The sequence below is a fragment of the Erythrobacter sp. JB2-19 genome (assembly GCF_057365005.1).
Genome location: NZ_CP200290.1, coordinates 2,292,497 through 2,317,591, shown reverse-complemented (window position 1 = coordinate 2,317,591; position 25,095 = coordinate 2,292,497). Strand labels below are relative to the sequence as shown.

Here is a 25,095-nt window from a genome sequence, read left to right as displayed (position 1 = left end):
GGAGACCACATATGATCAGATTGACCGCTGCGGCATTGCTGCTTGCATCAGCTGCGCCAGCTTGGGCAGAGACGCACACTATTGAGCCGGGCGAGGGCGCTCAGGAGCGCTTGCAAGAGGCGCTGATCCTAGCTGAACCGGGCGATGAGATTGTGCTTGCCGCAGGCCGCTATGCGCTGACCGATGGCCTCAGTCTGGATGTCGATGGGGTAACTTTGCGCGGCGCAGGGATGGACGCGAGCGTGCTCGATTTCACGACGCAAGAGGGCGCGGGTGAAGGCCTGCTGGTGACGTCTGACGATGTCACCTTGCGCGATTTCGGGATCGAGAACGCCAAGGGAGACGGGATCAAATCCAAGGGCGCGGATCAGATCATCTACCACGCGATCCGGGTGGAATGGACGAATGGCCCGGACGCCAGCAATGGAGCCTATGGCATTTACCCGGTCGAGGCGAGCAATGTGCTGGTGCAAGACAGCTATATTCGCGGGGCATCGGATGCGGGCATTTATGTCGGGCAATCTGAAAACATCATCGTGCGCCGCAACCGCGTGGTGGAAAATGTCGCCGGGATCGAGATCGAGAACAGCAATTTCGCTGAGGTGACTGAGAACCTCGCGACCAGGAACACCGGCGGCATTCTGGTGTTTGATCTGCCTGGCCTACCTAAGGTCGGCGGCGGCAATGTGCTGGTCGCGCGCAATGCGGTGATCGACAACAACACTGATAATTTTGCGCCCGAAGGCAATATCGTCGCGAACGTCCCTGCGGGCACGGGAGTGATGGTGATGGCAAATACCAAGGTGCAAGTGCTCGACAATGCACTCGTCAACAATTCGACCAGCCATGTGATGTTGGTCGCTTATACGCAAGAATTTGATGACGACCGTTACCAACCGCGCCCTGTGCAGGTGGAGGTACGAGGTAACATCTATGGATCGGGCGGCAATGCACCAGATTTCGCCGGGGGTGATTTGATAGCTGCCGCCATGGGAGGCACGTTACCTCCGATACTCACTGATGGCCTGCACCAGGGCCTGGGACGAGGCGATAATGTGCCGATCCTGACCCTGGGCCTTACCGAAGTTGGTCAACCCTTCAGTGAAGCTCAACCGAGTTTGCTACCTCCCGTTCCAATCACCTCCACATGGACGAATGATCCGGTTGCTCTGCCTGAAGGCATGGAGGCCCGGCTTAAGTGATCCGCGGGGGCATCCTTTTAGGTCTGGCTTCACTTGCGCTGGCGGGCGCGGTCTCTCATTCGGAGGCACGCACGCCGGTGTCAGTCAATGATCTGGCGATCATGGAAGGGATGCCAAAGAAGCTCTCCGAGTTTGGCTTTTTCTACCGGCCGCGGTCGCAGGAATCGTTGAGCGCAGTCGGTTATGAACTCAACACTCCGCTCTATTCTGACGGCGCGCATAAGCTGCGCTTTGCCTATGTCCCCCACGGCGAAACGATTCAGGCGAACGGCGATGGGCTGCTCGAATTTCCCGTGGGCAGCGCGCTGATCAAAACCTTCGCCTTTGGTGAGGGCGGGGACCGCCGTCTTATTGAAACGCGCGTGTTGCTGCACCGGGCAGAGGGCTGGGTCGCGCTGCCTTATGTTTGGAACGAGGACCAAACCGATGCGCGGTTGGCGGTGGCGGGTGCGCGTATCCCGATGACGACGCCCGCTGGCGAGAATATCTCATACCGTGTGCCCAACAAGAACCAATGCAAGCAATGTCATGTGAAAGATGGCGAGGTCACGCCGATCGGTCCGAAGGTGCGAAACCTTCCGCTAAGTTGGCTAGCTATCGCCATACGCACCGGTGATCTTGGCCTTGATACAGCAGATTTGCCGTTCGGTCCGGCTGTTGCCGGCGGCCCGCGTATGCCCGACTGGAATGACATCGAACATTCGAGTGTCGATGCGCGTGCCCGCGCCTATCTCGATGTGAACTGTGCGCATTGCCATCAGCCTGGCGGCATGGCGTCAAATTCCGGGCTCGATTTGCGCTGGGAACAAGACGATCCTCATGCTCTGGGTATCCGCAAGCCACCGGTCGCGGCGGGACGCGGCGCAGGGGGCCTACTGGTTTCGATTGAGCCGGGCGCACCGGATAAATCGATCCTCGTCCACCGGATGAACTCGGTCGATCCCGGCGTTGCCATGCCGGAGCTGGGCAAATCGACCATTGATGCCGAAGGTCTTGCCGTGATCCGCCAATGGATCGAAGAGATGCCCGCGCCGCCGTCCGCGCAATAAGCCGCTCAAAACATAGGAATTCGACAATGAAGCGCCTGTTTAAAGTTCTGGCCGTGCTGATCGCGCTGCTGATGCTGGCATTTGTGGTGTTTCGCACGCCGGATACCGATCCGACGGAGATGCGCGCCAAATATGCCGGTGAACCCTCGCAATTTGTCGAGATTGGCGATGGGGTAAATGTGCATTTGCGCGACGAGGGACCGCGGGACGCGCCTGCGATCATCCTGCTGCATGGCTCCAATGCCGATCTGCACACTTGGGGGCCATGGGTGGATGGTCTTAAAGAGACCTACCGCGTCATCCGCTTTGACCAGATTGGGCATGGCCTGACCGGGGCGGCACCCGATGGCGACTATTCCACCGATGCGTTTGTGGCCGACATTGATGAGGTAGCCGATGCTTTGGGCCTTGATCGGTTCATTCTCGGCGGCAATTCAATGGGCGGATCGCACACGGTTGCCTATGCGATGAAACATGCCGCACGGCTCGATGGGATTATCCTGGTCGATGCGGGCGGGGCGGACATCAAGAAAGAAGGCGGCGGCAATATCGGGTTCTCGATTGCGCGCACGCCCGTGCTTAACTTGCTCATGGAGCACATCACCCCGCGATCTTTGGTCAAACAGTCGTTTGAGCAAAGCGTCTTCAACCAATCCATCGTGACGGAAGAAGCGGTTGATCGGTATTGGGAGATGCTGCGTTACCCCGGAAATCGCAGAGCAACCATCGCGCGTTTCTCGCGAGGTTGGGCCGGTTTCGATGCGCAAAGCGTAAGCGGCATTGAAGTGCCAGCTCTGATTATCTGGGGCACCGAAGATGCGCTGATTCCGCCGGAAGCAGGGCGCTGGTATGATGAGCAGCTGCCCAATTCCACGCTGGTCGAATATGAAGAGATCGGCCATTTGCCGCATGAAGAAGCCGCGCAGCCAACCCTGTCCGACCTCCAAAGCTGGCTACTCAACCTGCCATCTATCCGGCCCCAACCTTAAACCATCAATTGTTGTAAAGTCTGTAGACGCCCCGCGATGCCGCTCGCTAAGAACGGCGGCAACGGGGCTCTATTCGGATTCGGAGATATTGATTGCGTAAATTGGGCCTGATTGGCGGCATGAGCTGGGTTTCGACCGCCATGTATTATGACCGCATCAATCGCATCATCCAAAAGGACGGGCAAAAGCATGGCCGCCCTATGGCGAGCGCGCCGCTGCTGATCGAAAGCCTCGACTTTTGCGAGCTATATGGCCTGCGCGAAGAGGCCGATTGGAAACGCGCAGCAGGCGTGCTGTCTGAAAGTGCAAAGCGATTGGAGGGCGCGGGTGCCGGGGCGCTGATCATCTGCGCGAATTCCATGCATAAGCTATATGAAGATGTTGCGAGCACGGTGGGCATTCCGATCCTGCATATTGCAGAGACGGTTGGTGCGGCGATGCAAGCGGCTGGTTGCAAGAATGCGGCGCTGATCGGCACGCGCAATGTGATGACCGAGAGCTTTTATCGCAAACGGCTGGTCGCGCATGGGGTCGATCTGCTTCCGCCGAATATGGACAATGTAGAGTTGCTCGACCGGATCATTTATGAACAATTGATGGTCGGCAAGGCGACCCGCGATGCCGAGCGTTCCATCCGCACCATCATCACGAATAAAGAGCAAGAGGGCGCTAAAGCGATTGTTTTGGCCTGCACTGAGATGAACCTGGTCGTGGATGCCGACGCTAACATCTTGCCAGTGTTCGATCTCGACGCGAATTCACTGCGAAGCGGCGGCGAACTGGCTGCTTGGCGCGGATTTACCGGGATAAGCGGCAGCCGACCCCGCCTCACCCACGATTTGTCGCGTTCTTACAAGTCGCGCACTATTCACATCGATGTAAGTTCTTACCACTGTCGATGACGCGCTGCCGTCCGAGCCATCGGGTCGCTAACCGACAGGCTGAGGGGCTGCTCAGTTGAAACAACGAGCGGCCCCACGAGCTTAGTGGGTCCTGACCCTAATATGTCTGGCGAATATCTATCTTTATGAATGCGTTCGCTCTCTGTTCAGGTTGTGGTGAACGGTGCGCTGACTTAAGCGCACGGGGATCGATATGACACGCGCCCCTTACGCCGCTGACCCCGCCGCACCGCGCGGCCGCGAATTTGACAATCGCTCTGGCTCGGTGCGCGCTGAGGTGAGGGGGCCGCGCAGCGAGTTTCAGCGCGACCGCGACCGGATCATCCATTCGATGAGCTTTCGCAGGCTTAAATCCAAAACTCAGGTCTTTATCGCGCCAGAGGGCGATCATTATCGCACGCGGCTCACCCACAGCCTTGAAGTGGCGCAGATTGGCCGCGTTTTGGCTCGCGCGCTTGGCTTGGACGAGGATCTGACCGAGGCGCTGTGTCTGGCGCATGATATGGGTCATCCGCCCTTTGGCCATGCCGGTGAGGCGGCGCTGTCAGAGGCGATGCAGCGGCACGGCGGGTTTTGCCACAATGCGCAATCGATGCGCACACTGATGCGCACTGGAATCGCCCTATCCCGATTATGATGGGCTCAATCTGACATGGGATCTGCTGGAGGGGCTGGCTAAGCACAACGGCCCGGTCGAGGCGCCCAATTGGGCCTTGGCAGAGCTCGACGCGGCATTCCCATTTGATCTGGGCGCGTGGCCATCATTGGAGGCGCAGATTGCGGCGGTTGCCGACGACATCGCCTATGACAATCACGACATTGATGATGGCCTGCGCGCCGGGTTTTTGGGCCTTGATGACCTGCTGGAATTGGATTTCCTCGAACATCAGTGGCGTGCGGTCGAAAAACGCTTTCCCAATGCCCCGCGAGAGCGGCAATTGCGCGAACTGGTGCGCGATCAAATCGGCCTGATGGTCAATGATGTGTTAGAGCACACGCGCGCCAATATCGCCGGCATGGCCTCGGTGAACGAGGTGCGTACTGCTGGAACTCAGCTGGCTGGATTCTCTCCCGGTTTCGCTGCTCAGGAACGATCGCTAAAGACCTTCATGTACGACAAGCTCTATTACCACCCGGAACAAGTTGCCGCCGCAGGCCGCGCGCGCGATGTGGTGGCGCGCTTGTTCGCGGCCTATTCTCAGGATCACCGCCTGATGCCAGCAGAATGGCAGGCGCGGCTGCCCAAAGACGATCCGCAGCGCGCCCGCACTATAGCAGATTTCATCGCCGGGATGAGCGACCGCTTTGCGATGGAGGCCTGCACCAAAATCTATGGCGAAGCGCCGCAGGGGCTTTCTAATGTTTGAGGTGGCCAATGTCTGACCTGTGCCGCATTGCCCTTGTCGGTGCGACCGGCCTGATTGGTCGGCGCGTGATTGAGACCAGCAATGATGTCGATGACGTTCGCATCATTGGCGTCTCGCGGCGCGAGGCTCCTTTGCCCGATGGCGCCCGCATGGAAATGTATGTCGCCACGCCGGACAAATGGGGCGAGGTGTTTGAAACGATCAAGCCGCGAACTCTGATCTGTTCCTTGGGTACCACCTGGAAGAAGTCAGGCCGCGATGAAGAGGCGTTTCGCAAGGTCGATCATGACTTGGTGCTCGCCACCGCAGAGGCGGCGGTTGAGGCTGGCATTCCCAATATGGTGATGGTCAGCTCAGCAGGGGCCGATTGGCGCTCCAAAACCTTCTATCTCAAAGTCAAAGGCGAGACTGAGGCGGCGCTATCCAAAGTTGGCTTTAAGCGGCTCGATATTCTGCGTCCCGGTCTGCTGCGCGGACCGCGCACCAATGATCTGAGGGTCGGGGAGAAGCTGGCGATGATCGCCAGTCCCGTGCTCGATCCGATGCTGGGCGGGAAATGGGCGTCCTATCGCTCCATTGATGCGCGAGTGGTGTCAGAGGCGGCCCTTGGTCTGGCGATGCGCAAGGCCGCCGGGCGGTTCATTCATGATAATGACGCGATGAAACGGGCTGCGCGCGAATGGCGCCAGCGTCTGGAGCGGCTGGAGCAGTAGGCCGAGCAAGACTGATCTGGCCCGCGCGGGTTTAAGGGAGCATTGGCGATGGATTGGAATGCAGTTTTTGGTGCGGTGAACCTGCTGGCCATTGTCGCTTGGATCGCGCTCGCTTTCCTGCCGCGTAGCCCAGCAATCCTGGCCGCTGTGATGTATGTTGGCGTTGGGATATTGTGCCTCGTCTACGGCGCGTCGCTGATCGGGGTGCTGACCGGATTGGTGCCGAATGAAAGCGGTGCGGGCGCGAATTTCAACACCATTGAGGGCGTGCGCGCGATCTTTGCCAGCGATGCGGGCGTGACGATTGGCTGGACGCATTATCTCGCCTTTGACCTGTTTGTCGGCCTTTGGATTGCCCGCGATGCCGATGCAAAGAGCATTTCCCGCATTGTCCAAGTGCCGATCCTATTCGCGACTTTGATGGCGGGGCCGCTGGGTCTGCTGATCTGGCTGATCGTGCGAGAGCCGACAGCGCGCGCCAATGGCCGTTGGAGCTGATCCCCACCCATTCGCAATCTGCTTGGCAAATCTGTGCAGCCGTGCCTAAACTGCACGATAAACAAAACAGATAAATCGGAGAGAGATTGGTGACCGCACAGGCGCATTGCACCTTTGATGCATTCTTATCCCATTGGGCCGGCGAACGCCCAGACAGAATTGCCTTTGAACAGGACGGCGAAACGGTAACATTTGCAGAGTTGGATGACCTGACCCGCCAGATGATAACCGTCTTTGAAGCGAACGGCATCAGGAAGGGAGATCGGATCGCGTGGCTGGGTAAAAACCGTACGATCTATTACGCGATGTTTCTGGCTGCGGCGCGCATGGGCGCAGTGATGGCGCCGATTGGCTGGCGGCTTGCCCCGCCAGAGGTCGCCTATATTCTGAAAGACACCGGCGCGAAGCTGATGATCACAGGCACTGGCTTTTCCGACGTTGTTGCGAAGCTCGCGCCAGAAATCGCTGCGACAGTGAAAATTATCGAAGAGCCTGAGATGTACGCCGCGATTGAGGCGGCCGCTCCTGCCAATTTCACACCATCTGGGCCCGATGATGCGGTGCTTCAGCTGTACACCAGTGGCACGACCGGCAATCCCAAGGGAGCCGAGCTGAGCAATGCCGCGCTGGTTGCCTTGCGCAACGCCTCCAAAGAAGCGGGCGACCCATGGAACAGCCCTGGTCCGAGTGATTGCATGCTGGTTGCAATGCCATGCGCTCATATCGGCGGCACAGGTATCGTGATCGCGTCAATCGCCAATGGTATCCGGGCGATCATCCAAGAGGAATTTGACCCCGGCGAGTTCTTGAAAGGGATTTCTGCGGGTGCCACGCAGGCTTTTATTGTGCCTGCCGCCCTGCAAATGGTGATCCAGCATCCGCATGCGAAAGACACCGATTTCAGCGGCGTCAAATACATTATGTATGGTGCCGCGCCGATGCCGCTCGAGCTGCTAAAAGAGGCGGTGCGCACCATGCCGCAGGCTGGTTTCCTGCAAGTGTTCGGCATGACGGAAACATCCGGCACGGTGACCATGCTGAGGCCAGAGGATCACTCGATTGAAGGCAACGACCGTATGCGCTCCGTCGGGTGCGCCATGCCTGGCACGGAAATTCGCATTTTTGACGAGAACAGCAATGAAGTGCCGCGTGGCACAATTGGCGAGATCGTCGTCAAATCGCCGTCAAACATGCTCGGTTATTGGAACCTGCCAGATGCGACTGAAAAGACGATCCGCGATGGCTGGCTCTATACCGGCGATGCCGCGATTATGGATGATGATGGCTACATCTACATTCAGGACCGCATCAAAGACATGATCATCTCTGGCGGGGAAAATGTCTATCCTGCGCAGGTTGAAAGCGCGATTTACGGCCACCCTGCCGTTGGCGAGGTCGCAGTGATCGGCGTGCCGGATGACAAATGGGGCGAGGCGGTGAAGGCCTGCATCGTTCCCAAGCCGGGACAGACAGTCGATCCCGATGATGTGATCGCCTATGCGCGCGAGCAGTTGGCCGGTTTCAAAGTGCCCAAGAGCATTGATGTAATTGAGGTGATGCCGCGCAATCCGACTGGCAAGATCCTGCGCCGTCATTTGCGCGCGCCTTATTGGGAGGGGCAAGACCGGCAGGTCAACTGACCGGTGAAGAAGCATGCGCCCGCGACCTTGCGCAATCGAGAGGCGATTGCCGATGTGCTTGCTCGCGAACTGCCCTCGGCAGGAACGGTGGTGGAGGTGGCCAGTGGCAGCGGCGAACATGCGGTCCATTTCGCCGAGGCGTTTCCGCAGCTGATCTGGCAACCCAGCGATCCTTCGCCAGAGGCTTTGGAATCGATCGCCGCCTATGGATCGGAATATGAGGGCGAAAACCTGCGCATGCCGATGCATCTCGATGCCAGCGCGCCTGCGGATTGGCCGGTTGAGATTGCGGATGCGATGCTGTGCATCAATATGGTCCACATCAGCCCTTGGGCGGCCACACTTGGGCTGTTTGCAGGCGCTGCGCACATTCTGGGCGAGGGCGCACCACTGATCCTCTACGGACCGTATTTCGAATCGGATAGGGAGCCATCCCCGTCAAATCTGGCGTTTGATGCGAGCCTTCGCGAGCGCAATCCGGAGTGGGGGATTCGCGAAGTCTCTAATGTTGATAAGGCCGCCAGCGATAACGGATTTGCGCGGTCAGGCCGTTATGAAATGCCCGCGAACAATCTGATGTTGATTTATCGAAGAGGTTGAGGCTCAGCCTCGTACCATCAATCACCCAATCAATCGATGGCGTCTTCGCCTGCCTGGCCGACGGATTGGATGTCCTCACCCAAGCCTTTCACGGTGTTGCAGGCGGCGGAGGTGAGTGTGAGCGCGGCCATCGCAGCGGCAATCAAAGTTTTGCGGACCATTATGTCTGCCTTTCGTGTGGTTTCGTCGTCTCACTAGCTCGCGGCAGATGAACCTGTCTTGCCACTTGCCAGCTTTCGTTCGCGATATGCGATGAGCAGCCCCGCAGTAATGATAAGCGGAGCGCCGAGCCACAAATTGGCTGAGGGCGCACTCGCAAAGATCAGCGTGCCATATAGCGTCGCCCACAGGAGCGAGGTGTAGTCCATCACTATGATCACCGCCGCAGAGCCGAAGCGCAGCGATGTGGTGAGCAGGATCTGTCCGAGCGCTCCCGCCGCCGCCATGGCAAAGATGATGGCCCAGGTTTCGCCGTCATGCGGTGCGATGACAAATGGCATAAACAGCGCCATGAATGGGGCTGTGATGGCGGTGAACCAGAACACAATCGTCCAGGGGTTTTCACTCTTGTTGAGGTCTTGAATCTGGAACGAAATCAAGGCGACGAGCAAGGCCGCGACCAAACCCACAGCCGCACCAATCGGGTCGATCATGCCCGATGCGCCGGGCTGAACGATCACCAGCACTCCGGCAAAGCCCAGGATCACCGCGCCCCAGCGATATTTGCCCACTGTCTCACCAAACAGGATCACGGACATCATCACCGCGAAAAACGGTGTGGTGAAGCTGATCGCGGTCGCTTCTGCCAGCGGCAATAATGTTACCGCGCCATAAACGCAGAACATGCCAGTAAGCCCGGCAATAGCGCGGCGGATATGGGCGCCCATTCGTTTGGTCTTGGTCTGTGTAAGTCGCCTAGTCGCCCATAGAATGGCGGCCACCGCGATAAAGGTCAGCGCCTGACGCCAAAATATCAGCTCCGCCAGATGCACGCCTTTTTCACTGGCCAGCTTCACCAGCATCGCCATGGTTGCCAGCGCTGCTGCTGCTAGCAAGCGCACTCCAAGAGCAAGCATCGGGCGAGGGCGGGCAATCGAACCATCCATAGGTCTCGCGTGTAAGCGGATCGCCGCGTTTCACAAGCGTAGCATTGCCATGAAGCGCACCGCGGCTATAGCCGCGCCCGCTATGATGGAGTTTGTACACGATCTGCTGTTTGCCAGCGATGCGCTGATCCTCGCGCTTATCGGCGGGGCATTGATGGTGTTTGCCGGCTTCGCATCGTGGATGGACCGGCGGCGCAGCAAGGAGCGTCCAATCGATCAGCTCGAAAGAGTGGGCTGGGTGCCGTGGACGACCGTGTTTGTGCTGTCTGCGATTATGGGCATGGGACTGCTGACGCTGTCGCTGCCGGTTGTGTTGGGAAATTAGTGATTCTAGATTGGCGGAATGATGATCCAATTACTCAAGAAGTTGTTTGCCCTTTATGCTGGTTTCTTTGCCCTAGCTGTATCCGCTCAGGCTTGTGCCGTGCCCTCAGATCTAGACCACTCTGCTTTCAAAAATGCCGACACGATGATCGTCGGACGGGTTTTGGAATTGAAATACAGTGGGAAGCAGCGTTTCCATAGCACTCGACATTTGCTGATAGCTGTAGATGAGATGCTATCGGGTAGCGTCGATGGCGTCATAAGGGCGGATGCGGAAGGGCCTGGATTTGGTTACGACGATCGCGGAGATGGAGCCTGGCTAAATCACTCATTGATCATGATCCTTGAGGAATTCGAAGGCAGAGCAGAAGGCTCATCACACGCAATTTACTATGTGCCGGAGGAGATATGTGGGCACCCATACGTGTTGATGGGCACCAAGCGAAACGTCGATTTGGTTAATTCTTGGCTTTCTGGAGAGCCAATGGATATTTCAAAACTGGACCTATTTCCGCAAGATCGTTCAAACTCCGCAATTCATAAAACTGACTTGATGTCCATTCTTCAAGTCATCGCTGCATTGGTTTTGAGTGCATTTGTGGTTCTTATCGTAGTGCGTTTCACTACTCCAGAAACCTAAAGACACGCTTCCAAATAGGCCTGGTCAAACCCGTATTGGCGAGCCTTCTCCAGAGTATAAGGACGCAGGCCAGAGGCGCGGAATTCGCCCAGGATCTTACCGTCTTCGCTCTCGTCGAGATACTCGAACTTGAACAGGTTCTGGGTCACGATCACATCGCCTTCCATCCCGATAACCTCCGTGATGTCGGTGGTGCGGCGTGAACCATCACGCAGACGTTTTACCTGAACGATAAGGTCGACCGATTCGGCGATCTGGGTGGAGATCGCTTGTTTCGGGATCTTGATGTCGCCCATCAGGATCATGTTTTCCATACGGCCCAGGCACTCACGCGGTGAGTTGGCGTGAAGCGTACACATAGAGCCATCGTGGCCGGTGTTCATGGCGGCGAGAAGGTCGAAACATTCCGCGCCACGAATCTCACCCAGGATAATGCGGTCTGGACGCATACGCAGGGCGTTCTTAACAAGGTCACCGATGGTAATCGCGCCTTGACCTTCAAGGTTAGGCGGACGTGTTTCCAGCGGGAGCCAGTGCGGCTGCTGCAAGCGAAGCTCGGCGGCATCCTCGATGGTCAGCACGCGTTCGCCCGGATCGATCATTTTCGACAGGGCGTTGAGCATGGTGGTTTTACCCGAACCCGTACCGCCAGAGATCACGATGTTCATCCGGCATGCACCAGCGATTTTCAACGCCGTACACATCTTCTCATCCATCGAACCGAAGTCCTTGAGCATGTCCAAGGTGATTGGCTTCTCGGAGAACTTACGAATGGAGATTGCGGTGCCTTTGAGGCTCAAAGGCGGCACGATCACGTTAACACGTGAGCCATCTTTCAAGCGAGCATCGGCCAGCGGCGTGGTTTGGTCGACGCGGCGGCCAACCTGGTTCACGATGCGCTGAGCAATCTGGAATAGGTGCTGTTCATCGCGGAACCGGATCGGTGCAATGGTCAGCTTACCGCCTTTTTCAATATAGGTCTGATCAGGGCCGTTGACCATGATATCAGACACGTCTGGATCGTTCAGCAGCTCTTCGAGCGGGCCGAAGCCGAGCAGCTCGTCGATCAGAACTTTTTCCAGCGCGAATTGCTCGCGGCGGTTCAGTGTGACCTTAAGTTCGGCCAACACTTCCATGATAATAGGGCGGAATTCTTCCGACAGCTCTTCTTTGGAAAGCGTCGCGGCCGCTTCTGGGTCGACACGTTCCAGCAGGCGCGGAAGCACTTGTTCTTTGATTTTGTGAACGCTGGCTTCAAAACCGCCAGCTTCGCCTGGACCATCGTTGATGCTTGCGGCCCGCTCTGCGAGCCGGTTCATTGCATCTTCGGTGGCATTGCCAGAACTTACAGGAGCAGCCTTTGGCTCTTCCTTTTTCTCAGGCTCTTCGTCGGGCAGAGGTGGGAATTGCTCACCACCTTGATCCGCGCTTCCGCCCGTTTTCATCGGCCGGGCAACTCCAAACGCGGGACGCCCACCGGCTCCCCCTCCGCCTGCGCCACCTTTTTTACCGAATGCGCTCATCGCAAGCCCCCTAGGCTCAAAAACATACACTGCAGATCAACGTAAGATAACGAAGACTGCCTCTCTCAAAATGGTGAATAGTCTGGAAACCTTATTTTTTCCCTAAGGTTGGCGATGCAAAAAATGATCTATGTTGCAGCGCTGGCCTCAGGGGATTTCCCGATATTCAAAATGAAGTTGGCCACCGGCTTTGTCGCGGCCCAAATCACGGCGACCATGACCAAGGCAACATAGCCATCGACCGCATAGTGATAGGCAAGATGGACGGAGCCGAGCATAATCAAAAGCCAGAAAATGCCGAAGGCAGCCCACAGGCGCTTATCGATCTTCCAGGTGGCGAATACGTATAGAGACGTTAGTGCAACGTGCATGGATGGCATGGCGGTGATCCCGCGGCCAAGTCCGTAATCGCCGCTCTTATACCAATCGAGCAACAATTGCTGGACCTCGATAACCGGGATTGTCTGCACGGCATTGGCGGCATGCAGATAGGCCATTTGTTCCGCAAAGTGATCATCACCGAGCAGCGGCTCCAGGAATACCGGACCGACCGAAGCAAGCGAAATCGCGCCGATCATGCCGACGATCGTCCAGGTGAGGAAATAGCCGAGGAAAAAGCGCAGCCGCAGCTGTTTATCAGTGACGTAAAGCGCAAAGCACAGCGGCCCGACATAAATCAGCCCAAACCAAAGATGATACAAGTGACCCAGCGCTGCAGAAACCTCGGGATACCCCAAGAAAGGTTGTAGGAGGCGCCAAGGGTCGGTCCCATGGATCGCTTTATCCCAAGCAATAAATGTATCATCCCAGGTGTAATCAGTAAGCAGTGGGATTGAGCTCTTCATCCTGCTGAAAGCTGGCATGAAGAATCCTATGGAACCAACCAAGATCGCGGTTGGTAGAATTCGGCGATACGTGCGGCGGGCTGGTTCTCCATGCATTAAGAACGCAGTGGGACTATCGGGACGATGGCGGATCAACAACCATGCTATTTCAGCGATCAAGGCTAAGAACATGATCATGTAAAGGAATCGAATATTGAACATCCCTGACCAAAGCACGTAAGTTTCAAGTCCAAGGCTAGTGATGACAATCGAAACAATAGAAACGATTGTAAAAACAAGGCCAGAAACGGCAAATTCGGTCCGACCAACCTGCGAGAATACTGGTAGAAATCGATCGAAAGCGCGATAGCTGGATGTGGCAATTGCTTCAGACATTGGAGATATCTCTTGGTGAGGATGTGAGAATTACAGCAAGGCACAGCATAATTGTCATTGTCGGATAGACATGGTACAAAGAGCCCTCGAACAGCGACAAAGTGAGCAAGCCCGCCAGCGTGCATAGCGCTGGCAGCGCTAGTGCCTGATCGAATCGCAATGCAGGACTGACCTGTTTTAAAGCGAGGCCGATCAGCACAGTCAAAGCGCCAGTGCCGATTAGGCCCCAGTCGAAAAGCGACTGTAGAACGGAATTGTGGGGGTGGTTCCAGATCCCTAAAGAGCTTTCCATGATGTAACGATATTGACTTTGGCCATGGCCAACTAAGGGCCTTTGCCAAACTGCCTCAGCAGTTTCGATCCACATTTCTAGACGGCCAGAGCTGTAGCCTGAGAGCGACGTCGCTATTGGATCAAGCCGTGACACAATTGCGCTAATGCCCCACCGGAAGTCAGGAACGAACAGCAGTGATGCAATTGCTGCCATTGCGAAACTAAGGACAAGTCTTCCCAGTAGGATGACTCGATTGCGGTTTCTTACAAAGATTACCGCTATGCATAGAGCTGCGAGCAACCCACCGGTCGCAGCACGCCCTCCGCTTGTGAAAACACACCATGCGCCAACAGTCGTGATAAGAAATGCCATAGCAGCTTCGCCGCGCGTGCGTGATGTTGCTATCAATCCCGCTCCAAGTCCTGCCGCCGTCAGACCATAAAATCCGAGTTGCCGAATGTTGGAAATGCCTGGACTGACTTGCACCCAGTTGAAATTCGGATTGTTCTGCTGGCCTAGCGTTAGGCCGAGAACAAGTATGAAATACAACGCTGCGCCAAGCGCCACTGACCAAAGAATAGTGCCTCGCGCTTCCGACCAATCGCCCCCAAGCCGCTCGCAGATTGCCGCAAGAAAGATAAGATGCACGCATGTTGTGGCAAAGCCGACAACAGCAAACGAAGGTACAGCTTCAGCGAGAGATGTCGCCGCCAGCGTTGTGATGGAAAAGACTGCAATGGACACTTTTGCAAGCTTTGGAAGCTCATTCAGACTGAAGAAGGGCCGACTGCCCGAAGAGATTGCCAGTCCGATTACAATCAGCTGGATCACTATGATCGGAACTGAAAAATGTCGTCTGATCAAAAAGCCGTAGTCTACCTGCCATGTGGTCAGCGCGAAGACAGGCGCAGCGAGCAGCAACGCAAGGCAAGCAAGCCTAGCGGCTAAATGAGGCGGCATCGCGGGCGCAGCGCTGCGCGGTTCTGACTGCGCAACAGCGGGCGCAGTTGCGCCGCCTTTTCCCTCATTTAGATCCATTATCAGCCCTTCTTCGCGAAGCGTACAGTTCATGGCCAATAATGGTTAATTTTCCTTCAACCCTACCGATTGCTCAGAGTGATTTTGGATGCCAAAGAAACCCAGGTTTGAGCGGTTTTCTCGTATCATTTTCCAGGCCCAATACGCTTCGAAGATGTGAGTGTGCATGACTAGTCATGACGCCATCACTTTGGCGGTATAGACGAGGCAATGGGGGTTTGGTTTGTCTGACTGAATGTCTAAAGCATGAGGCATGACACTAAGCGGCTCAGGCAGTTTCAGAAAACCCTTACTGGTATCGGCGATTGTCCTGGTGGTGATGGTCGGCTTTGCGTCCATCCAAAGTTTCTACAGCCTGTCGCGTTATTACTTTGTGAGCCACGATGTCTTTGCGGCGCTGGCCATTCTGATCGGTTGGGGCGCTGTGCTGGTTGTGAAGCCGCGTTTCACGCTGCCTGATAATCAGCCCTCACTGCTGAAGGTATGCATTATCGCGGGGCTTATTTCGGCGCTGCTGTGGGCAGGGACCTATGCGGTGATGTTCAACTATCCCGTATCCCGCGACGAGCATATGGCCGTGTTCGACAGCGGGATTTTTGCCAAGGGATTGCTGGCTGAACCTTTGCCTGAGCAATGGGCGGGATTTGCGGACAGTTTTGCCGCTTCATTTCTGCTCCAAACCCCTGATCAATCGCTGATGGTGTCGAGCTATCTGCCTGTAAATGCCGCGATCAGGGGCGGGGTTAGCTTGATCGCAGATCCAGCGCTCACGGGTCCGATCTTGGCGGCGATTGGCTGCTGCGCACTCTATTTCTGCGCGCGTCATTTGCTGCTAGAGATGCCAAGTGCCATCTGGGTGGTGCTGGCCGCTTACCTGCTTTCGGCGCAAGTGTTTGTCACTGCTATGACAGCCTATGCAATGACCGCTCATCTGGCGCTCAATCTCGTCTGGTTGGCGCTGTTCCTGAGGGATCGCTGGTGGAGCCATGGGCTGGCTATGCTGGTAGGCGTTGCGGCCATGGGCCTTCACCAATTTGTGTTTCATCCTCTGTTTGCGGGGCCGTTTATTCTGTTGCTCGCATGGCGTAGGCAATGGCTCATGTTCCTCGGCTACGGTGCAGTCTATGCGGCGGGCGCACTGCTGTGGATCAGCTGGGGCGCGATTGTCATGAGTTGGGCTGGGATTGACCCAGGCGCGGGGCCGGCTGGATCTGGCGGGTTGGCTGATTTCGTGTCGGAGCGAATTCTGCCATTGATAGTGAATGGCCACCCGCATGGCTTCGCGTTGATGGTGTTTAACCTGCTTCGCACGCTGACCTGGAACGCTGTGTTTGTGCTGCCGCTGATGGGCTGTGCGTGGGTATTGGCGCGGCGCAGAGACCCCGCTGAGACGCCCATCGTGCTGGCGCTGTTTGGTGGCATTATCCTTACCATCCTCGCGATGGCGGTGCTGCTGCCATATCAGGGGCACGGATGGGGCTATCGCTATCTACACGGGCTGTTGGGCAGTGCGGCTTTGCTGGCAGGTTATGGCTACCGAGAGATTGCGAAACAGGATCGCAAAGGGGCTGATGGTGCGGTTGTAGTTCTTGGCGCGATCACGGCTTTCATAATGCTTCCGGCCTCGCTGTGGTCGGCATACAATTTCGTAAAACCGCATGCGGAGCTGCATGCGATCATCACGGACCAGGCAACCGATTTCGTTATCGTCGATAATGTCAGCGTGCCCTTGGCGGTTGATGAGGCGCGCAACCGCGCTGATCTGTCCAACACGCCATTGGTGTTTGCCCGCAGCAAGCTCAGCGACGATCAAATCGCATTACTATGCGAGCGGGGCACGGTGTCTGTTGTTGGGCCTGAGGAAACACAGAGCGTGAATTTGCGTGGGCCAGTGCGGACTAATGAGCTGTTACCAAAAGATCCGTGCAGCGAGGTAAATTAACGCTTTCTTAGCCATAAATCGTCACATCGGGTGGGCTACAGAGGGTCATTTTGCAGGCGGGCGCGCCAATGGGTTCAACCAAGGACCTCAATTGAGCGCGCGTTACTCGGCTTCGATCTTGAGATTTCCTTCTTAAGCGGCTGTTTTACGGGTTTCAGGGAAGGTGCCTCGAAATGAATGCGACAAATTTGAACGAGGCCGAAGTCGCCCGTCAAAAGGAACTCTTCGAGGCGATCCATGATCGTTATTCAGAGGCCACCACGGATAAGTACGCTGAGGCGTACAAAGAAGAATTCATCTACAATCCGATCCTGGCAGAGCTGGAAAGCGCAAGTTCGCTGATGGAGCTGGCCAGCGGAGTGGGTTCAGCATCCGGTTGGATGAGGGATCACCACTCAGGTTTGGAAATTTCCGGTTGTGATATTTCAGAATCGGCGACCCGCGATTTCACCGCGCGCCATGACCGCCCGTGCTATGTTTGGGATCTGACCAAGCCAATTGAGCCGGAAGAGACCTATGATGCAGTATTGGTTATGGGCGGGATCCACCATCTGGTTGCGGATTTGCCAACGGCCTTTGCCAATATTTCGCGCATGCTCAATCCGGGCGGTAAGCTGATTATGACAGAGCCAAATTCGGACTTCATTCTCGAGCCAATCCGCAAGCTTTGGTACAAGCTCGACACTGACCATTTCGATGCCGAAAATGAACATGCTTTGTCGCATCCAAAATTGGCGAAAGAGCATGCTGGTTCACTGGTTCCGACCAGTCTCAGATATGTTGGCGGTCCGGCTTACTTCTTGTTGCTGCAAAATTGGGTTTTGCGGGTGCCAAACGGCGCCAAGAAGTTCATCGCCCCGGCACTGATGGTGATGGAGCGGCTCTACCATATGCTGCCCGGCAAGATGCCGTTTTCTACCTTCGTTGCGTGCTGGGAAAAGCCGCTCGACAAATGAGCGCTTCGCTGAGTTCTGATTGTTCCATGGATGAGATGACGCCGCACGACACGGGGCTTAGCCCCTATGCGCAGTGTCCATCCGGCACGCCGGGGGAATGCCGCTTCTCAGCCTTTCCAGAAGTGACCGAGCCCGATGTGCCAGGCCCTTACAATGATTGCAGCGTTTTCCGCTGCGGGCGATGTGGGCATGGCGTATCGCGGCCCGCAATGCCGAATGTCGGCGTCTTGTATGAGGGACGCGAGAGCCAGGATTATCAGGGCAAAGACGGCGCAGTTGCGACATTCATTAAGAAGACTGCATTCCTACGCCAGACCAAGAAATTGATGGCCCAAGCCCGTTTTGGCGGCGGTGTGATCGCCGATTTCGGTTGCGGCAGCGGCCTTTATACAAACGCTATTGCTGCCGCCGCACCAGCAGGATCGCAGGTGCATGCGCTCGATTTCTTTGAAGACCCGCCAGAGCTGCTTGAAAATGTGACCTACGTGCCATTTGAGCAAAAAGAGCGTCTGGCCGGATCGGCTGACTTGGTGACGTGCTTTCACGCCGTGGAGCATGATGATAATCCGCAGGCATTCCTGGCAAGGTTGCTCGAAATGCTGAAACCTGGAGGCACTTTGGTGATCGAAGTGCCAAATGCCAATTGCGGCTGGCGCAAGGTGTTTGGCCGCTTTTGGGACAATTGGTATTTGCCCTATCACCGCCTGCATTTCACGCGCGGCTCTTTGCGCGCACTGTTAGAGCAGGCCGGGATGACGGTGCAATCAGAGCATGCCAATCACGTGCCAGTGATGGGGCGTTCGGTCGCTCGGCTATTGGGCCAGCCCAACAGCCTGATCTTTGTGGGATTATCGGCCGCGCTTCAGCCGCTGCAATGGATTGGTGAGGTGCTGACCGGGGAGCCATCGGCGCTTCGGATCATCGCGCGAAAGCCTGATTGAGCAGAACCCTTGACCGGGTACTTATTGCCCTTGGCGCGCGCCAACGGCCCAGCGTGTCGCCAGAAACTGATAGATGAACATGATGATCGTAACGGTAGGCGCTGCGATCCAGATCGATAGTCCCAATCCATCGCTCAGCACGAACAGGATCGCCAGCGTCAGCACCAGGCCTAAGGTTTGCGTGCCGAGGAACCGGCCATAGCCAAGCCATGAGCGACCAGCCTCGAAGGTGTAATCGGCATGCGTTGCATAGGCGAGGCCGCCCACAAAAAAGAAGCAGATGACCGTCGCGATTGCATAGTGAATGCCGATCGCTTCACCGCCGATCAGAATCACATTGTTCAGCGCAACACACACCAATCCGACGATTGTGTAGCGCGAAATGGTCCGTAGAAAGGGCAACTGAACGCTCACATCGCTCCTTTCAGGCGCAGTCTGAGGCGCGGTAAAATGCGCTCGATCAATCTTGAGTAGTGCAGGTAACGCGCAGCGCCCAGTGGGCCTAGCTTGGCCAGTGCCTTTGCCGCGGGCCACAACGCACTGCCTTCGCCTGTAGAGGCCTGAGCCAGCGCAGTGTTGATGCTAACCGAGGCTCGGCTGAGCGGCTCTAGCTCGCGGTCTGCCGAGGCATAGCGCGTGAGAATTTGCTCCAGTTCGCGTTCCATCTCGACCTTGTTTCCGGTCATGGTCAGCGAATTGGCGTGAATGCGGAATGCGGCGCTTGCTTGCGGTTCAAAGACGACTGGCCCCTGGTCGGCGAGCTTCAGCCACAGGTCCCAGTCGGTCGCGTACCACAAGCTATCGTCCATCCCGCCAGCGGCCAGATAGGCATCGCGGCGCCACACCGGGCTGGGCATGGCGATGGAGTTTTGGACCAGCAGACGGTCGAGGTAGGTGCTCCGGTCTTGCTCACCGCGCGGGAAGGGCGGCTGCCATTGGCCGAGCGTCTCACCGCGGCCATCAATGATCTGTGCGCCGGTCAGGTAAAGCGCGGCGTCCGGATGCTCGGCGATCATGCTTCTAATGAGCTCAGCTCGTCCAGGCAGCCAGATATCATCCTGATGCAAGGTGCACACGTGCTCGCTTTGCGCAGCTTCGACCCCGGCATTGGTCTTGCCGGGCCAGCTCGGCATATCAGGCCAATATTCGTAGTTTATGTCCAAGCGATCACGGTGGTGGGCGATCGGCGCCTCGCACGGCCCCTCTGGGGTCAGAATCGCGAATGATAACGGCAATAGAGTCTGCTTCGTCAGCCGCCGGTATGCTGGTCAAGGCCGCGTCCAGCCAGTCGCCGCCGCGATGCACAGGCATCACGACTGTCAGCCACGGCTTAGCCACGGGGGATCACCCTTCCTTAGGCGCGAGCTGGCTGTCGTTGCCAGCAATCACTGATAGCAGGAACCCGCCAAAGATGTTTTGCAAGCCTAGCGCGCCAATCGTTGCAGACAGGATCAATGGCAGCGGATTGTCGAGCGCGGCAAATCCGCCTTGGCTCCAATCAATACCGACCGCCGTGAGGCCGCCAATGCCGAGCAGAACCAGCGCGATGCCGGTGATCAGCATGGTTTCCAGCGTCAACCAACTGGCGTTTTTCTTGAGCACAGGACGCAGCAGGCGATACCCCTTGCTGACCCCGTGAAAGTGTGCCGCGAGCGCCATGATCAAAGCAAAGTGACCGGTTGTGGCGAGGAAACCGCCAACGATGCTCCAGCTGACGCCGAAGAAAGACGGGCCGGAAATCAGGCCAGTATAATGCGCAAGGCCCGAGCCGAAGATGATGCTGGCGAGCATCAATGCAGCGAGCGCTGGCAGGCCAAACACCCAAGTCGGGCTGAGCATGAAGAGATAGCGCAAATGCCGCCAGCCATCGCGCAGCGGGCGCAGGTGCGGCGCACGGTCGCGCAGATCGGCAGAAAGCGTCGCGGGGATTTCGGTCATGCGCACTTTTAGCAGCGCCGCCTTGATCACCATTTCGCTGGCGAATTCCATGCCAGAACCGCTCAGCTTGAGCTGCTCAAAGGTTTCCTTGCGGATGGCCCTCAGCCCGCAATGCGCATCTCCGATCCCTGAACGGAACAGGATGTTGAGCACGCCGGTGAGGCCGGGATTGCCGATATGTTTGTTTTTCCAAGGCATCGCGCCGGGTTCGATCCCGCCCTTGAAGCGGTTGCCCATGCACAGGTCATAGCCTTCCTCGAGCTTGGCAACCATCGCCACGCCTTCGGTAAAGTTATAGCTGCCATCGCAGTCGCCCATGACGATATAGCGACCAAGCGCCGCCCGGCATCCACCGATCAGCGCCGCACCATAACCGCGGTCTTCAACATCGACGACGCGCGCGCCCAATTCTGTGGCCATTTTCTGGCTGCCGTCGGTGGAGCCATTGTCGGCAATAACGATCTCGCCAGACAGGCCCAGTTCGGACTGCATCCGGGCCAGTGCATCCAGTGCATTTGCAATGCAATGTTCCAGGCTTTCGGTCTCGTTCAAACACGGCATGACAATCGTCACGTCCGGATCAAGCTCGCGGCCTTCGACAAATGCTGAATATTTGGACTGTGTAAGGTCCATTGGTGCCCCCGATAATTCCTTGGGTTGGGCATGGCGAATAATGGTTAATGATTGATCAAGAGCTGAGTATTTGTCGCAGGGATGGTGCGCGCCAAGTGCGGCTGTATTTTGCGGCCCCTTACCAAACGACAATCGCCTTTCCATTCTGGCAATAAGGGCCTAGCGCGGCGGCTTTGTTGGATGAGTGAGGCCTCTGGGCAATGCAGCACGATCAAAGAGCTGGACTGGCCTATGCGGCGACGGGCTTTGTCATTTTGTCGATTGGCGATGCTGTGATCAAAAGCATGGCGGATGAATGGCCCGCTGTTGCGGTCGCGGCCTTGCGCTTTTCCATCGGGGCATTGGGCCTGTCGGTTCTGCTGTGGCGCAGCGAGGGGGCGAGTGCATTCGTGCCGCAAAAACCCTGGCTTCAGGCGGCGCGCGGGCTCTGTCTGGCCTTGGCGAGCCTGTGTTTCTTTTCGGCGATTTACATCATGCCCTTGGCCGAGGCGATGGCGATCGGTTTTCTCGCGCCGGTGCTCACTCAGGTTCTGGGGGGTCTGATTCTAGGAGAGAAAATTCGTCCTGCTGCATGGGCCGTCTCGGTGATTGCATTTGCCGGTGTGGTGATGATCTTGCGGCCCAATCTGGCCGAGCTTGGGCTTGGCGCTTTGTTGCCTCTGGTATCGGCGACATTCTTTGCCCTGATGATGGTCGCTAATCGCGCCAGCGCCGGGCAGGGCAGCGCCTTGTCCATGCAAGTGTTCGTGGCTGGCCTTGCATCCCCGATCCTGATCCTGGCGGCGATCGGAGCAAAATTCTCTGGCATTCCAGAGTTCGATTTCGGCTGGCCCAGCTGGGATGTTGCCTTGCGCTGCACTATTGTGGCCATAACCGCCAGCGCCGCCCATTGGCTCGCCTATATTGGCACATCGAAAGCAGGCGCGTCGCAAGTGGCCCCGGCTATCTATGTCCAGATGCTGGTCGCCATTGTGCTGGGCTGGTGGTGGTTCGGCGATGTGCCTGATCTCTTAACATTGGGCGGTGCAGGGATGATAATCGCGGCTGGATTGTTCCTGTGGCGGGACAGCCAAAGCGCGCCCGAGCAACCAGCCAAACGGCCGCACTGAGCAGACAGGCTCTTGAAGCTGAGCCATGACCCGTTACAGGAGCGAGGCAAGCAGCAGATACCGGCCAGATGCATCAATGCTTTTGGCAAGACGATATTCATCCACTGCCGCCTAGTTCCTGCGCCCGGTAGAGCGCGCGATGTGGGCCGGGCGCGCCAGCAGGGGTAAGAGACAAGATTATGTGCGGAATCATCGGAATTGTTGGGAATGAGCCGGTCGCTGACCGGTTGGTCGATGGCCTCAAACGCATGGAATATCGCGGCTATGACAGCTCCGGTGTCTGCACCATCGATGATGGCCAGTTGGTGCGCCGCCGCGCCGAAGGCAAGCTCGCCAATCTCGTAGGAGTTTTGAACGGCGATCCCGCACCCGGCAATGTCGGCATTGCACACACTCGCTGGGCCACACATGGTGCCCCAACCGCCAGCAATGCACACCCCCATGCCACCGCCGAGGTGGCAATCGTGCACAATGGCATCATCGAGAATTTCAAGGAATTGCGCGCTGAACTTGCAGGTGAAGGCCGTGTGTTCGAAAGCGAAACTGACAGTGAAGTCGTCGCGCATCTGGTTTCCTCGCGGATTGAAGCGGGCCTTTCGCCAGAGGACGCCGTCAAAGATGCCTTACCGCGTCTGCGCGGAGCCTTTGCACTGGCGATGACATTCCGCCAGCACCCAGACATGTTGATCGGCGCACGCCTCGGTTCTCCGCTGGTGGTCGGTTACGGGCCAGAGGGTGATGATGCAGAAATGTATCTGGGGTCAGATGCGCTTGCGCTGGCCCCGCTGACGCAGCGGATCGCCTATCTCGAAGAGGGCGACTGGGTGGTGATTAAGCGCGACAGTGCGCAGGTCTATAACGTAGAGAATAAGCCCGTTACCCGCGATATTCAAGCGTCCGGCGCGACGGCGGCGGCGGTTGAAAAGGGCAATTTCCACCACTTCATGCAGAAAGAGATTTTTGAGCAGCCAACCGTGGTGGCGCAAACGCTCAGCTCTTACCTGCGCCAGGCGGACAACACCGTGGCTCTGCCTCAGCTTGATTTCGACATTTCGAAGATTAAGCGCCTGACCATCGTCGCCTGCGGCACCTCTTTTTACGCCGGTATGGTCGCGAAATATTGGTTTGAGCAATTTGCCCGCGTGCCGGTCGATATCGATGTGGCCAGCGAATTTCGCTATCGCAATCCGGTGCTGGAGGAAGGTGGCCTGGCGCTGTTTATCTCGCAAAGCGGGGAGACCGCCGATACGCTCGCGGCTCTGCGCCATTGCAAGGCCGAGGGACAGACTATTGGCGTCGTCGTCAACGTACCGACCAGCTCAATGGCGCGTGAGGCGGACCTGCTGCTGCCCAGTCATGCCGGGCCGGAAATCGGGGTTGCCTCGACCAAGGCCTTCACCTGTCAGCTCGCTGTATTGGCCGCGCTGGCCGCGCATATGGCGGTGAAGAAGGGCCTGATGAGCCGCGAGGAAGAGGCCGAGGTGGTAACCCATCTGCTGGAGGCTCCCGCAGCGCTCAATGAGGCGCTGGATCATGACCAAGACATTGCCAGCATGGCGCATTTGATCGCGCCAGCACGCGATGTGCTTTATCTGGGGCGCGGGCAGGATTATCCGCTTGCTCTAGAGGGTGCGCTAAAACTCAAAGAAATCAGCTATATTCATGCTGAAGGCTATGCCTCGGGCGAGATGAAGCACGGCCCAATCGCGCTCATCGACAAAGACGTTCCGGTGGTGGTGATTGCCCCATCCGGCCCGCTGTTTGAAAAGACGGTCTCCAATATGGAGGAAGTGCGCGCACGCGGCGGGCAAGTGGTGCTGATCTCTGATGCGGAGGGCCTGGCGCAGGCGGGCGAGGGCTGCATCGCCACGATCGAAATGCCGGTTGTTCACCCGCTGATCGCGCCGTTGGTGTACGCCATTCCGGTGCAATTGCTGGCCTATCACGTCGCCGTGGTGAAGGGGACTGACGTTGATCAACCTCGCAATTTGGCCAAATCCGTGACGGTTGAGTGATGGCGGCGGGCGCTGGTGATGGCCAAGACCTCGTAACCGTCGAGGGCGGCTGTCATTGCCGTGCCGTCCGCTTCCGGGTGCAATCCGAGCGCGCGCCCAAAATGCTGCGCTGCAATTGCTCGATCTGCGCGGTGTCCGGCTATCTCCACCTGTTCATCCCACATGGCCGGTTCACTCTTTTATCAGGCAAAGAAGCGCTCACCTCATACCGCTTTGGTTCCGGTGAAGCAGAGCATTTGTTTTGCAAGATTTGCGGTACGAAGAGCTTCTATCAACCTCGCTCTCATCCCGAGGCGTGGAGCGTGCATCTTGCCTGCCTTGACGATAGCAGCGAATTAACACCCGAAATTCGTGATTTTGATGGCCGAAATTGGGACCGAAGTAAGCTGTAACAAGCGTTTGCAGTTCATAGCGCATCCGGCTCGTCAGGCCGCAATTCTCCCTGAGCTGGCGAGTAATTTACGTCATACTAACCT

23 protein-coding genes and 2 pseudogenes are annotated in these 25,095 nt (G+C 57.1%); 17 read left to right on the top strand and 8 right to left on the bottom strand.

Annotated features, from left to right (window positions below; translation table 11 throughout):
* Window positions 1-11: 11 nt before the first annotated feature.
* The 9 genes and pseudogenes from AC0V6O_RS11180 (at window position 12) to AC0V6O_RS11140 (ending at window position 8,960) form a co-directional block, all read left to right on the top strand.
* Window positions 12-1,202: a parallel beta-helix domain-containing protein gene (locus AC0V6O_RS11180; RefSeq protein ID WP_486144034.1), complete on the top strand. Its 1,191-nt coding sequence runs from the start codon at window positions 12-14 to the stop codon at window positions 1,200-1,202.
* Window positions 1,199-2,251 (top strand): SO2930 family diheme c-type cytochrome, encoded by a 1,053-nt coding sequence (locus AC0V6O_RS11175; RefSeq protein ID WP_486144032.1) that lies wholly within the window; start codon window positions 1,199-1,201, stop codon window positions 2,249-2,251. The genes AC0V6O_RS11180 and AC0V6O_RS11175 overlap by 4 nt, the downstream gene beginning before the upstream one ends.
* Window positions 2,252-2,277: 26 nt before the next feature.
* Window positions 2,278-3,240 (top strand): alpha/beta fold hydrolase, encoded by a 963-nt coding sequence (locus AC0V6O_RS11170; RefSeq protein ID WP_486144030.1) that lies wholly within the window; start codon window positions 2,278-2,280, stop codon window positions 3,238-3,240.
* 92 nt (window positions 3,241-3,332) lie between these two features.
* A pseudogene (locus AC0V6O_RS11165) lies at window positions 3,333-4,050 on the top strand (aspartate/glutamate racemase family protein).
* A gap of 285 nt (window positions 4,051-4,335) precedes the next feature.
* Window positions 4,336-5,509: pseudogene (locus AC0V6O_RS11160) on the top strand (deoxyguanosinetriphosphate triphosphohydrolase).
* A gap of 8 nt (window positions 5,510-5,517) precedes the next feature.
* Entirely contained in the window at window positions 5,518-6,222 is a 705-nt protein-coding gene (locus AC0V6O_RS11155) for an NAD(P)H-binding protein (RefSeq protein WP_486144028.1), read from the top strand.
* A 48-nt stretch (window positions 6,223-6,270) separates the two neighbouring features.
* On the top strand, window positions 6,271-6,720 hold the full coding sequence (locus AC0V6O_RS11150) for an ABA4-like family protein (protein ID WP_486144026.1): 450 nt from the start codon (window positions 6,271-6,273) through the stop codon (window positions 6,718-6,720).
* 89 nt (window positions 6,721-6,809) lie between these two features.
* Complete coding sequence (locus AC0V6O_RS11145; RefSeq protein WP_486144024.1) at window positions 6,810-8,360, top strand: long-chain-fatty-acid--CoA ligase; 1,551 nt, start codon at window positions 6,810-6,812, stop codon at window positions 8,358-8,360.
* A 3-nt stretch (window positions 8,361-8,363) separates the two neighbouring features.
* Window positions 8,364-8,960, top strand: coding sequence for a DUF938 domain-containing protein (locus AC0V6O_RS11140; protein ID WP_486144022.1), 597 nt, complete (start codon window positions 8,364-8,366; stop codon window positions 8,958-8,960).
* Between the two features lie 29 nt (window positions 8,961-8,989).
* On the opposite strand, the gene AC0V6O_RS11135 is transcribed toward AC0V6O_RS11140, so the two are convergent.
* Both AC0V6O_RS11135 and AC0V6O_RS11130 read right to left on the bottom strand, forming a co-directional pair.
* Window positions 8,990-9,121 carry an entericidin A/B family lipoprotein gene (locus AC0V6O_RS11135; protein ID WP_472639339.1) on the bottom strand — a complete coding sequence of 44 codons (132 nt, stop codon included), beginning with the start codon at window positions 9,119-9,121 and terminating at the stop codon, window positions 8,990-8,992.
* A 33-nt stretch (window positions 9,122-9,154) separates the two neighbouring features.
* Entirely contained in the window at window positions 9,155-10,036 is an 882-nt protein-coding gene (locus AC0V6O_RS11130) for a DMT family transporter (RefSeq protein WP_486144020.1), read from the bottom strand.
* A gap of 112 nt (window positions 10,037-10,148) precedes the next feature.
* Between AC0V6O_RS11130 and AC0V6O_RS11125 the strand changes: the two genes are divergently transcribed.
* A complete protein-coding gene (locus AC0V6O_RS11125) occupies window positions 10,149-10,391 on the top strand; it encodes a hypothetical protein (protein ID WP_486144018.1) in 243 nt (80 codons plus the stop codon).
* Between the two features lie 18 nt (window positions 10,392-10,409).
* Entirely contained in the window at window positions 10,410-11,030 is a 621-nt protein-coding gene (locus AC0V6O_RS11120) for a hypothetical protein (RefSeq protein ID WP_486144016.1), read from the top strand.
* Here the strand turns inward: AC0V6O_RS11120 and AC0V6O_RS11115 are convergent.
* The 3 genes from AC0V6O_RS11115 to AC0V6O_RS11105 form a co-directional block, all read right to left on the bottom strand.
* Entirely contained in the window at window positions 11,027-12,553 is a 1,527-nt protein-coding gene (locus AC0V6O_RS11115; protein ID WP_472639337.1) for a TadA family conjugal transfer-associated ATPase, read from the bottom strand. The two genes, AC0V6O_RS11120 and AC0V6O_RS11115, sit on opposite strands and share 4 nt — an antisense overlap.
* A gap of 128 nt (window positions 12,554-12,681) precedes the next feature.
* Entirely contained in the window at window positions 12,682-13,773 is a 1,092-nt protein-coding gene (locus tag AC0V6O_RS11110; RefSeq protein ID WP_486144014.1) for a phosphatase PAP2 family protein, read from the bottom strand.
* Window positions 13,766-15,085, bottom strand: coding sequence for an O-antigen ligase family protein (locus AC0V6O_RS11105; RefSeq protein WP_486144012.1), 1,320 nt, complete (start codon window positions 15,083-15,085; stop codon window positions 13,766-13,768). Before AC0V6O_RS11105 ends, AC0V6O_RS11110 begins: the two co-directional genes overlap by 8 nt.
* Window positions 15,086-15,338: 253 nt before the next feature.
* On the opposite strand from AC0V6O_RS11105, the gene AC0V6O_RS11100 reads away from it, so the two are divergent.
* From AC0V6O_RS11100 to AC0V6O_RS11090, 3 genes are all read left to right on the top strand, one after another.
* Window positions 15,339-17,027 (top strand): hypothetical protein, encoded by a 1,689-nt coding sequence (locus AC0V6O_RS11100; RefSeq protein ID WP_486144010.1) that lies wholly within the window; start codon window positions 15,339-15,341, stop codon window positions 17,025-17,027.
* 173 nt (window positions 17,028-17,200) lie between these two features.
* Window positions 17,201-17,983, top strand: coding sequence for a class I SAM-dependent methyltransferase (locus AC0V6O_RS11095; protein WP_486144008.1), 783 nt, complete (start codon window positions 17,201-17,203; stop codon window positions 17,981-17,983).
* Window positions 17,980-18,924: a class I SAM-dependent methyltransferase gene (locus AC0V6O_RS11090; protein ID WP_486144006.1), complete on the top strand. Its 945-nt coding sequence runs from the start codon at window positions 17,980-17,982 to the stop codon at window positions 18,922-18,924. Before AC0V6O_RS11095 ends, AC0V6O_RS11090 begins: the two co-directional genes overlap by 4 nt.
* Before the next feature lie 21 nt (window positions 18,925-18,945).
* On the opposite strand, the gene AC0V6O_RS11085 is transcribed toward AC0V6O_RS11090, so the two are convergent.
* From AC0V6O_RS11085 to AC0V6O_RS11075, 3 genes are all read right to left on the bottom strand, one after another.
* A complete protein-coding gene (locus AC0V6O_RS11085) occupies window positions 18,946-19,338 on the bottom strand; it encodes a GtrA family protein (protein WP_486144004.1) in 393 nt (130 codons plus the stop codon).
* The gene (locus AC0V6O_RS11080; RefSeq protein ID WP_486144002.1) at window positions 19,335-20,159 is read right to left on the bottom strand and encodes a glycosyltransferase family protein; all 825 of its coding nucleotides are present in this window, start codon (window positions 20,157-20,159) and stop codon (window positions 19,335-19,337) included. The genes AC0V6O_RS11085 and AC0V6O_RS11080 overlap by 4 nt, the downstream gene beginning before the upstream one ends.
* 109 nt (window positions 20,160-20,268) lie before the next feature.
* Window positions 20,269-21,495 carry a glycosyltransferase family 2 protein gene (locus AC0V6O_RS11075; protein WP_486144000.1) on the bottom strand — a complete coding sequence of 409 codons (1,227 nt, stop codon included), beginning with the start codon at window positions 21,493-21,495 and terminating at the stop codon, window positions 20,269-20,271.
* A gap of 200 nt (window positions 21,496-21,695) precedes the next feature.
* On the opposite strand from AC0V6O_RS11075, the gene AC0V6O_RS11070 reads away from it, so the two are divergent.
* The 3 genes from AC0V6O_RS11070 (at window position 21,696) to AC0V6O_RS11060 (ending at window position 25,011) form a co-directional block, all read left to right on the top strand.
* Entirely contained in the window at window positions 21,696-22,604 is a 909-nt protein-coding gene (locus AC0V6O_RS11070; RefSeq protein WP_486143998.1) for a DMT family transporter, read from the top strand.
* A 179-nt stretch (window positions 22,605-22,783) separates the two neighbouring features.
* Window positions 22,784-24,619 (top strand): glutamine--fructose-6-phosphate transaminase (isomerizing), encoded by a 1,836-nt coding sequence (gene glmS / locus AC0V6O_RS11065; RefSeq protein ID WP_486143996.1) that lies wholly within the window; start codon window positions 22,784-22,786, stop codon window positions 24,617-24,619.
* Window positions 24,619-25,011, top strand: a complete 393-nt coding sequence (locus AC0V6O_RS11060) for a GFA family protein (RefSeq protein WP_486143994.1) — start codon at window positions 24,619-24,621, stop codon at window positions 25,009-25,011. Before glmS ends, AC0V6O_RS11060 begins: the two co-directional genes overlap by 1 nt.
* The last annotated feature ends 84 nt before the right edge of the window (window positions 25,012-25,095 follow it).